This window comes from Halorubrum sp., from assembly GCF_046498025.1.
Lineage (GTDB): Archaea > Halobacteriota > Halobacteria > Halobacteriales > Haloferacaceae > Halorubrum.
The window spans coordinates 25,285-35,278 of record NZ_JAWOBM010000056.1 but is presented as its reverse complement, the minus strand read 5'-3'; the positions used below and the strand labels follow the sequence as shown (position 1 = coordinate 35,278).

Below are 9,994 nucleotides of genomic sequence, written 5' to 3'. Positions count from 1 at the left end.
CGGGCACGGCGGGATTCGAACCCGCGATCGAGAGGTTAGGAACCTCTCGCCCTGTCCGCTAGGCCACGTGCCCACGGCGGTCGGAGAAAACGTCGCGGCGGAGATCGGTCGGCGTCGCGGAGCCGTCTACGCGCTCGTCTCTTTCTCGGTCTCGAGGTCCTCGAGTTCCTCGTCGTCGTCGAGCGTCGAGTCCGACTCGACGGTCGAGTCCGACTCGACCGCCGGCTCCTCGTCGCCGTCCTGCATCTGTTTCAGTTCGTCCTCGACCTCTTCGCGCCCCTTCTTGAATTCGCCCATCGCCTGGCCGGTCGACCGAGCGAGCTTCGGAATCTTGTTCGCTCCGAACAGAAGGACCAGCACGAGCAGGATGATGAGGAGCTCCGGACCCGCCGGAATGCCGCCGATCAGTGGAATCGCACTTGCCATCTCTATCCGGCTGTAACCCTCTGGCGATTATAGTCTTTTTGCCTCGATGAGCGGAGTTCGCGTCGCCGTTGTCGGGGTAACACGCCCGGAATCACGCCGTACCGAGAGCGCGACGAAGCGACGCCGAAACCGTCATAGACTCAGCGTGCGATCCAGGGATATGACGGCTGTTGGCGACGATACCCCCGATTTCACCGGATCGCACGTAGACGACGACATCGAACCGTTCCGGCTGGCCGACCACCTCGGCGACGGTCCCGTGGTGCTCGCCTTCTTCCCGGCGGCCTTCTCGAACACCTGTACCGACGAGATGGAGGCGTTGCGCGACGAGTTCGACCGCGACGGCTGCACGCTGTTCGGCGTGAGCACCGACCTCCCGCACGCGCTCGCGGCCTACCGGACGCAGTACGACCTCCCGTTCGCGCTCGTGGGCGACCCCGACCACCGCGCGATCGAGGCGTACGACGTCATCGAGGACTTCGAGCACTACGGGGTCGAGACGGTCGCACGGCGCGCCGTCTTCGTGATCGACGCCGACGGCGTCGTGACGTACCGCTGGCTCGCGGCGCACGCGGGCCAGGAGCCGGACTACGACGCGCTGGCGGAGGCGGTCGCCGAAGCGGCCGCGTAAACCGACCGAACGGGGGTCCCGCGGGCCCCGGAGCCGACCGTCAGGCGGGGTCGCGGAGGTCTTCGAGCGCCTCCGGGTTCTCCATCGACGAGAGGTCGCCCGGGTCTTCGTCGTTATAAACGGACTCGATCGCGCGCCGGATGATCTTCCCGGACTGCGTCTTCGGGAAGGCGTCGACGAACAGCAGTTCGCGCGGCCGGAACGGCTTTCCGTGCTCCTCGCCGACGAGCGTCCGCAGCTCCTCGCGGAGCTCGTCGCTCGGGTCGACGTCGGGCTCGAGGACGACGTACGCGACCACCGCGGTGCCCGTGGTGTCGTCCGGGACGCCGACCGCGGCCGCCTGATTGACGGCGTCGTGGTCGATGAGCACGCCCTCGATCTCGGCCGGGCCAACCTTCCGGCCGGCGACGTTCAGGGCGTCGTCGGCGCGGCCGTGGAGGAACCAGAAGCCGTCCGCGTCCTTCTGGGCGAAGTCCCCGTGGTCCCAGAGGTCCTCCCACGTCGACCAGTACTCCTCCAGGTAGCGCTCGTCGCCGGACCACAGCGACTTCGTCATCGACGGGCAGGAGTCGCGGGCGACGAGGTAGCCGCGCTCGCCGGACTCCCTGACCGACTCGCCGGTCTGGTCGACGATGTCGATGTTCATCCCGAGCCCCGGCCCCCCGAGCGTGCAGGGCTTCAGCGGCTGGTTCGGCATCGGCATCAGGAAGCAGCCGCAGATCTCGGTGCCGCCGGAGATGTTGATGATCGGGCAGTCGCCGCCGCCGACGGCGTCGTAGAACCACCGCCACGACTCCGGGTCCCAGGGCTCGCCGGTCGAGCCCAGGACGCGGAGACTCGAGAGGTCGTGGTCCTCCACCCACTCGTCCCCGTGCTTGCGAAGCGCCCGGATCGCCGTCGGCGAGATACCGAACTGCGTGATCCCGTGCCGATCGATCAGCTCCCAGAAGCGGTCGGGCTCGGGGTGGTCGGGCGCTCCCTCGTACATCACCACGGTCCCGCCGAACGCGTGGTTCCCGATCAGCGTCCACGGCCCCATCATCCACCCGATGTCGGAGACCCAGAAGAACCGGTCGGCGGGCTTCTGGTCGAAGCCGAAGTGGATCTCCTTGGCGCACTGCGTGAGCACGCCCGCGTGGGTGTGGACGATCCCCTTCGGCTCTCCCGTCGTCCCCGAGGAGTACAACAGCATGGACTCCTGGTCGCTGGGGAGCCGCTTCGTCTCGTAGTCGGTCGGCTGCGGCGCGATCGCCTCGTCCCACGTGGCGTCCCGGTCGGCGTCCCACGGGACCGGCTCGGCGGAGCCGGTCCGCGCCCCGTCAGCAGCATCCCCGCCGGGCGTCGCGCCCAGCCGGTCGTACACCACGGTGTGCTCGACGTGGCCCGCCTCCGCGATCGCCTCGTCGGCGGTCGCCTTCAGCCTGACCTCGCCGCCCCGGCGGTAGAACCCGTCGCCCGTGAAGAGGACGGACGGCCCCGCGTCGGCGATCCGCGTCGCCGTCGCGTCGGTCCCGAAGCCGGAGAAGATGGGCACCGCGATCGCGCCGACCGCGAGACAGCCGTAGAGGATCGAGACGACCTCCGGCACCATCGGCATGTACAGCCCCACGGTGTCCCCGGTCTCGACGCCGACCGACTCCAGGTAGTTGGCGACGCGGTTGGTCTGGCGGGCCAGCTCGTGGAACGTGACCTCGCGGACGTCGCCGGGCTCGCCCTCCCAGATCAGCGCGACCCGGTTTCGGGTCGGCGAGTCGACCGCGGCGTGCCGGTCGACGACGTTGTGCGCGACGTTGATCTCGCCGCCGGGATACCACTCGGAGAACTGCGGGCCGTCGCTGTCGTCACCGGACTGCGTCCGGTTGCCAGCGGAGCTCCGCTCCGCGCTGTCGCGGACCGCGTCGTACTCGGTATAAAAGTCGATGTCGAGGTAGTCGACGATCTCGTCCCAGAACCAGTCGACGCCGGAGGCCGGCTCGCCCGCGACCTCGATCGTGGTGCGTTCGATCAGCGCCTCGTAGTCGTCGATCCCGTACTCGCGCATGAACGCGGCGACGTTCGTCGACTCGGCGAACGCCTCGCTCGGCTCGTGTACGACCTCGTCTATCCCCTCGTACTCGTCCATCTCGTCCGGCCCTTTTCGCGGTGACGGTAAGTAACTTTCCTGAACGTCGGCGCCCGCTAGCGCGGGTCGGCGCACTCGCCCGCGACCTCGACGCTCCCCGCGTCGACGGCGACGGTCGCGTCGTACAGGGCGCAGGCGTCGACTTCCCACGCGAGCCCTCCCTCCCAGTCGTCGCCCGTCACGGCGACCTCGTGGCGGCCGGTCTCGCCGACGACGACTTCGAACGCGCGGGCGACGCCGGGGCCGATCCGATCGGACTCCTCCTCGTACGTCGTCCCGTCGTCGCCGCGGACGACCACTTCCACGTCGAACGCCTCGTCGCCGTCGTTCCGGACGGTCAGGTCGAGGCGGCCGGGGTCGTTCTCACCGAGGCCGAGACACCCCGCGACCGCCGTCGCGCTGGCGGTCGCCGCGGCGAGGACGCTGCGTCGGTTCATGCCGTCGTCTCGTCGCCCCAGAACTTGAACCCCGTCCACGCGACCGTCGGGACGCGATGCGACTCGATATGCACGCGACCGACTGGCGGGGCGGCGGCGCCGGCGGCGACGGACTCCGCGGGCGGGTGGGAGCGGCCGTCGACCCGCCCGCGATCGGCGCCCGACCGCTACTCGACGCCGGCTTCGGCCGGCACGTCGCTCTCCGACCCGTCCTGGTCCGCGGCGACCGTCTCGGCGTTCGCGGGCTCGTCGGCGTACGCCGCCTCGGGGACGAGGTCCACGGAGGCGACCTCGTCGTCCGGCTCCAGGTTCATCACGATGACGCCCATCGTGTTGCGGCCCACCGTGGAGATCTCCTCGACGCGGGTCCGCATGATCTGTCCCTTGCCGCTCATCGCGAGCAGGTGGTCGCCGTAGGTGACGGCTTCGATGGCGACGACCTCGCCGTTGCGGTCGCCCGTCTTGATGTCGACGAGCCCCTTCCCGTTGCGGGACTGCGGGCGGTACTCGTCGAGGTCGGAGCGCTTGCCGTAGCCGTTCTCCGTGACGGTGAGCACCCAGTTGTGGTACTCGTCGTCGATGGCGGCCACGCCCGCGACCGCGTCCCCCTCTCGGAGGTCGATCCCGATCACGCCGCGGGCGGTCCGACCCATCGCGCGCGCCTCCGACTCGTCGAAGCGGATCGCCATTCCGTGCCGGCTCCCGATGACGATGTGGGCGTCGCCGTCGGTCACCTCGACGTCGACGAGCTCGTCGCCGTCCTCCAGCCGGATCGCGCGGATCCCCGTCGACATGATGTTCCCGAACTCCTCGACGGCGGTCCGCTTGATGTACCCGTCGCGGGTGACCATCGTGAGGAACTCGTCGTCGTCCAAGTCCTCCATGTTCACCACCGCTTCGATCTCCTCGCCGTCATCCAGATCGAGGAGGTTGACCGCCGATTTCCCCCGGGCCGTTCGGGACATCTCCGGGATCTCGTAGGTCTTCAGCTCGTAGATCTGCCCGCGGTTGGTAAAGACGAGCAGATAGTCGTGGGAGTTGGCGGCGAACACCGAGGAGACGCGGTCGCCCTCCTTCAGCCCGGTGCCGATGATCCCCTTGCCGCCCCGGTTCTGCGCCCGGAAGGTGTCGAGCGACATCCGCTTGATGTAGTCGTCCTCGCTCATCACGACGACGCACTCCTCCTCCGGAATGAGGTCCTCGTGGGTGACGTCGCCGACGTCCTCGATGAAGCTCGTGCGGCGCTCGTCGCCGTACTCCGCCTTCATCTCGTTCAGCTCGTCGACGATCACGGCGTCGAGCTCGTCGGGGTCGGCGAGGATCGTCTCCAGCCGCTCGATCCGGGCGGTGACGTCCTCGTACTCCGACTCGATCTCCCGGGTCTCCATCGAGGTGAGCGACCCGAGCTGCATCCGGACGATGTGGGCCGCCTGCGCCTCGCTGAACTCGTACTCGGCCTCGAGCGCCGCCTTTGCGGCGTCACGGTCGTCGGAGTTCTGGATCGTCTCGACCACGTCGTCGACCTGTTCGAGCGCCTTCAGCCGCCCTTCGAGGATGTGCGCGCGGTCCTCGCGCTCCGCGAGCTCGTGCTCGGAGCGCCGACGCACCACCTCGCGGCGGTGTTCGACGTAGTGACGGAGCGTCTCTTTTAAATCCAGCACCTGCGGGGAGCCGTCGACCAGAGCGAGGTTGATGACGCCGAAGGTGCGTTCGAGGTGGCTCTCCAGCAGCTGGTTCTTCACGACTTCCGCCATCGCGTCGCGCTTGAGCTCGATGACGATGCGCATCCCGTCGCGGTCGGACTCGTCGCGGAGGTCGCGGATCCCCTCGATCGCGCCCTCGTTGACGTCCTCGGCGATCCGCTCGACGAGCCGGGACTTGTTCTGCTGGAAGGGGAGCTCCGAGATGACGATCCGTCCCGCCTCCTCGTCGACCTCGAACTCGGCGCGGACGCGGACGCGGCCGCGACCCGTCTTGTACGCCTTGTGGACCGCGTTCCGGCCGACGATGTTCGCGCCGGTCGGGAAGTCGGGCCCCTTGACGTGTTCCATCAGGTCCTCGACGGTGGCGTCCGGGTTCTCGATCAGCTCGACGGTGGCGTCGACGACCTCGCCGAGGTTGTGCGGCGGGATGTTCGTCGACATCCCCACCGCGATCCCCGAGGAGCCGTTGACGAGCAGGTGCGGCACCGCCGAGGGCAACACCTCCGGCTCCTCCAGTCGGTCGTCGTAGTTGGCGGTGAAATCGACCGTGTCGCGCTCGATGTCGGCCAGGAGCTCCTCGGCGATGGGAGCCATCCGGGCCTCCGTGTACCGCATCGCGGCCGGCGGGTCGCCGTCGACGGAGCCGAAGTTCCCCTGTCCGTCGACGAGGGGGTATCGCATGGAGAAGTCCTGGGCCATCCGGGCGAGCGTGTCGTAGATGGCGCTGTCGCCGTGCGGGTGGTAATCGCCCATCGTCTCGCCGACGATGGAGGAGGACTTCCGGTGCGAGGAGCTGCTCGTGACGCCCGCCTCGTGCATCGCGTAGAGGATGCGCCGGTGGACGGGCTTGAGCCCGTCGCGGACGTCGGGGAGCGCGCGCCCCGCGATGACCGACATCGCGTAATCGATGTACGACTGCTCCATCTCGTCTTCGATGCGGGCGTTCGTCACCTGTGCGGCAGGCACGTCGTCGGGATTGACGTCGGGGACGTCGGAGCTCATATGTCCACCCACTCGGCTTCGGTCGCGTGTTCCTTGATGAACTGCTTTCGCGGCTCGACCGCGTCACCCATTAGCACGTTGAACATGCGGTCCGCCGCGGCGGCGTCGTCGATGTTGATCTGTTTGAGGATGCGGTTTTCCGGGTCCATCGTCGTGTCCCACAGCTGGTCGGGGTTCATCTCGCCGAGCCCCTTGAACCGCTGGACCTGGTCGGGGTTCCCGTCGCACTTCTCCTCGACGATCCGGTCGCGCTCCGCCTCCGTCATCGCGTCGTACGTCTCGCCGCGGTAGCGGACGCGGTACAGGGGCGGCTGGGCGGCGTACACGTAGCCGGCCTCCAGGAGGGGCTTCATGTGGCGGTAGAGGAGAGTGAGAAGCAGCGTCCTGATGTGGGCGCCGTCGACGTCGGCGTCGGTGTTGTGGGCGCACAGTCCGCCCATCCCCGCGATGAAGTTCTCGTCGGTTTCGACGGAGAAGTCATACACGTACCGTCCGGACGGTTCCACTTCTTCGATCCGTCTCACCTCCAGTCCGACGAGATCCTCGGATATGTCACGGTACTTCCGTGTTCCGTGGTTGTCCCACCCGTTCTCGACCTTCGAGAGCAGACGGTCACCGTTCCGGTGCGGCTCCCAGACGTCTCGTATCTTCGCGAGGTCCGACCGTGCCGACACGGTGACGGTGTGGCTGTCGGTGTTCGTCTCGTACCCGCCGTCGAGGTCATCGACATCGGTCTTCGAGTGAGACGCTACCACTCCCTGTGCGGAGAGCAGGTACATCACTCCGCTGGCGAGGTGACGCGAGGTCGTCGACCACGCGATCCGCTCTTCGTTCACCGTCCCGTCTCCGTGGAGATAGCCGCGGAGGAACGCCTGCTGGCAGTCCGGTGAAACGTCGAAGACGAGGTCTGGGATCGTCTTCTCGCTCGCTTGGCAACCGTCGAATCCGAACACGTGCTCCCAGACGACGGCCGCAACGCGGTTGACGAGTTTTACCTCGTCGACGCGGTCGTCGTTCCGACTCTGCTTCGCCGGGATACCAAACACGTGATCGAACGCGTCCTGATATTTCTCGGCCAGCGACTCGTTGTTCGCACCTATCGCGAGTCGGACTCCGTTCCGCGGTGAACTCGATCCGTCCGCCGCATAGATACCCAACAGTTCGAAGAGGGTTTCGTCGAGTTCGACGTACCGATCAACACCGTGGCCCGCGTAGTGTGCCGGCGTCAGTTCCACGGTCTCGCCGTCGGGTATCTCGTCAAGGTCGTCTTCGGAGAGTTCGCTCACGCGGACGTAGTCCCGGACGCGGTTTGCCTGTGTCCCCTCGTACTGATCGTTCCAGCGCTGATCGAGAAGCGAATCCGTGACCGACACGTTCTCCATCACCGCGGGCGCTGAGACGCCGACGGCGTCACAGTACGCCTGGAAGTTCGACACCGTCGGACGCGAGTTGCCCCGCTCCCACTGCGATACCGTGATGGGCTGTGCGACACCGGTCTCATCACAGATGTCCTGTTGGGTGAGTCCCGTCTCCTCCCGCTGTTCGCGAAGCGTGGTTCGAACCGATTCCGGAGCCTCGACCCGCGGCTCGGCCCGAGCAACGGCACCGCCGTCTGTCGCGTACTCCTCCCGAACACGCTGTTTAAACAGTTCCTCGATCCCCGGACCGCGCGCGAATAGTTCGGAGTCGAACTCGTCAGGCCGTTCGACGAGTTCCGCGAGAAGGTCGATCTCTTCTCCGTCACGGTCACCCGAAAGCGGAACTGACCGCGGTGCGATTACCTGGTCACCGGAATCGATCTCGTCGCCTCGCGCGAGTTCTATCTCGCCGTTGCGGTGGACGAAGACGCTGTGCGAGGCGGTGACTTTCAGATTCCGCCCGTAGTCGGTTTCGATCTCGTACAGCGGCTCGTCGATTTCGTGGCGAATGACCTGATCGATCGGTCGGAACTTCGTCCGATTGTCGTCGCGTCCGAAGCAGAGGACCTCGTAGTCCTCGTATCCGTCACCGTCAGACTCAATCACGCGGTCGATGAATTCCCCGACCTCCACGAACTGTGTGTGTCCATCCGCATCGCGGACGAATCCGTGTTCCTCGCCATCGACGCTCATCAGGATGATCTTGTTGTACCGGGCGTCGTCGATGTCGAACTCCTCGCCGATCCCGGCGCCGATCGCGGTGATCAACGCGCGGATCTCGTCGTTCTCGAGGATGCGGTCGAGGCGGTGCTTCTCGACGTTGAGGATCTTCCCTTTGAGCGGGAGAATCGCCTGGTTCTCGCGGTTCCGGCCCTGCTTGGCCGAGCCGCCCGCGGAGTCGCCCTCCACGACGAACAGCTCCGCCTCCGCCGGGTCGCGCGTCTGGCAGTCGGCGAGCTTGCCGGGCAGCGCGGTGGACTCCAGCGCGGACTTCCGCCGGGTGAGCTCCTCGGCCTTCTTGGCGGCCTTCCGGGCCCGTGCGGCCTCCGCGGCCTTGTGGACGACCTTCCGAGCGGTGTCGGGGTTCTCCTCGAAGAAGGTGCCGAGCTTCTCGTGGGTCGCGGACTCGACGATGCCGCGGACCTCGCTGTTGCCGAGCTTCGTCTTCGTCTGCCCCTCGAACTGCGGGTCGGGGTGCTTCACCGAGATGACCGCCGTGAGCCCCTCCCGGACGTCCTCCCCCTTGAGGTTCGCGTCGAGGTCGTCGACGAGCCCGTGCTCGTTGGCGTAGTCGTTGACGGTCCGGGTCAGGGCCGTCTTGAACCCGGTGAGGTGGGTCCCGCCCTCTCGAGTGTTGATGTTGTTGGCGAACGCGTGGACGGAGCCCTGCAGCTCCTCGGTCGCCTGCATCGCGACCTCGACGTGGATGTCCGCGTCCTCGTCGGCGAAGTAGATGACCTCGTCGTGGATGGGCGTCCGCGTCTCGTTGAGGTACGCGACGAACTCGCGGATGCCGCCGTCGTAGAGGAACGTCTGCTCGTCGCCCGCGTCGTCGGCGTCGCTCTCCGCTCCGCGCTCGTCGGCGAGCGTGATGGCGACGCCGGAGTTGAGGAAGGCAAGCTCTCGGAGCCGGTTGGCGAGCGTCGAGAACTCGAACTCCCGCGTTTCGAAGATGTCGCCGTCGGGCCAAAAGCGGATGTACGTCCCGGTGTCCTCGCCCGCCTCCATGTCGCGGACGCGCTCGAACCCGCCCTCGACGGGCTCGCCGCGGGCGAACTCGTGGCGGTAGACGCCGCCGTCTCGCTTCACCTCGACCGCCAGTCGCTCGGAGAGAGCGTTGACGACGCTGACGCCGACGCCGTGGAGACCGCCGGAGACCTGATAGGACTTGGAGTCGAACTTCCCGCCGGCGTGGAGGACGGTCATGATCACTTCGAGCGCCGGCCGGTCGTACTTCTCGTGGGTGTCGACCGGGATCCCCCGGCCGTCGTCGCTGACGCTAACGGACCCGTCCTCGTGGATGGTGACGGTGATCTCGTCGCAGTAGCCCGCGAGGGCCTCGTCAATGGAGTTATCGACGACCTCGTAGACGAGATGGTGTAATCCCCGACCGTCCGTGGATCCGATATACATCGCCGGACGTTTACGGACGGCCTGGAGGCCCTCGAGGACCTGGATCTGGCCGGCTCCGTACTCACTCTGCTCTGACATAGAACTTACCGAATTTAGTTCGGGGCGGGTTATAAACCCGACGC

The 9,994-nt window shown here is 67.1% G+C and carries 5 protein-coding genes, 1 tRNA gene and 2 pseudogenes; 1 reads left to right on the top strand and 7 read right to left on the bottom strand.

Translation table 11 applies throughout. From position 1 onward, the window contains the following. Positions 1-73 (bottom strand) — tRNA-Arg (locus R6U01_RS11235). Between the two features lie 53 nt (positions 74-126). Next, the gene (locus tag R6U01_RS11230) at positions 127-426 is read right to left on the bottom strand and encodes a twin-arginine translocase TatA/TatE family subunit (RefSeq protein ID WP_410286543.1); all 300 of its coding nucleotides are present in this window, start codon (positions 424-426) and stop codon (positions 127-129) included. Positions 427-586: 160 nt separating this feature from the next. Between R6U01_RS11230 and R6U01_RS11225 the strand changes: the two genes are divergently transcribed. Then, on the top strand, positions 587-1,057 hold the full coding sequence (locus tag R6U01_RS11225; RefSeq protein ID WP_410286542.1) for a redoxin domain-containing protein: 471 nt from the start codon (positions 587-589) through the stop codon (positions 1,055-1,057). Between the two features lie 40 nt (positions 1,058-1,097). Here R6U01_RS11225 and R6U01_RS11220 read toward each other — a convergent pair whose 3' ends face one another. The 5 genes and pseudogenes from R6U01_RS11220 to R6U01_RS11200 form a co-directional block, all read right to left on the bottom strand. Next, the gene (locus R6U01_RS11220) at positions 1,098-3,179 is read right to left on the bottom strand and encodes an AMP-binding protein (RefSeq protein ID WP_410286541.1); all 2,082 of its coding nucleotides are present in this window, start codon (positions 3,177-3,179) and stop codon (positions 1,098-1,100) included. 56 nt (positions 3,180-3,235) lie between these two features. Further along, a complete protein-coding gene (locus R6U01_RS11215) occupies positions 3,236-3,616 on the bottom strand; it encodes a hypothetical protein (RefSeq protein ID WP_410286540.1) in 381 nt (126 codons plus the stop codon). A gap of 167 nt (positions 3,617-3,783) precedes the next feature. Beyond that, positions 3,784-6,321: a DNA gyrase subunit A gene (gene gyrA / locus R6U01_RS11210; RefSeq protein WP_410286539.1), complete on the bottom strand. Its 2,538-nt coding sequence runs from the start codon at positions 6,319-6,321 to the stop codon at positions 3,784-3,786. Further along, positions 6,318-6,737, bottom strand: a pseudogene (locus R6U01_RS11205) (DNA topoisomerase IV subunit B); the annotation flags it as partial. The gene gyrA and the pseudogene R6U01_RS11205, both read right to left, overlap by 4 nt. 6 nt (positions 6,738-6,743) lie before the next feature. Then, a pseudogene (locus R6U01_RS11200) lies at positions 6,744-9,950 on the bottom strand (DNA gyrase subunit B); the annotation flags it as partial. Positions 9,951-9,994: the final 44 nt, after the last annotated feature.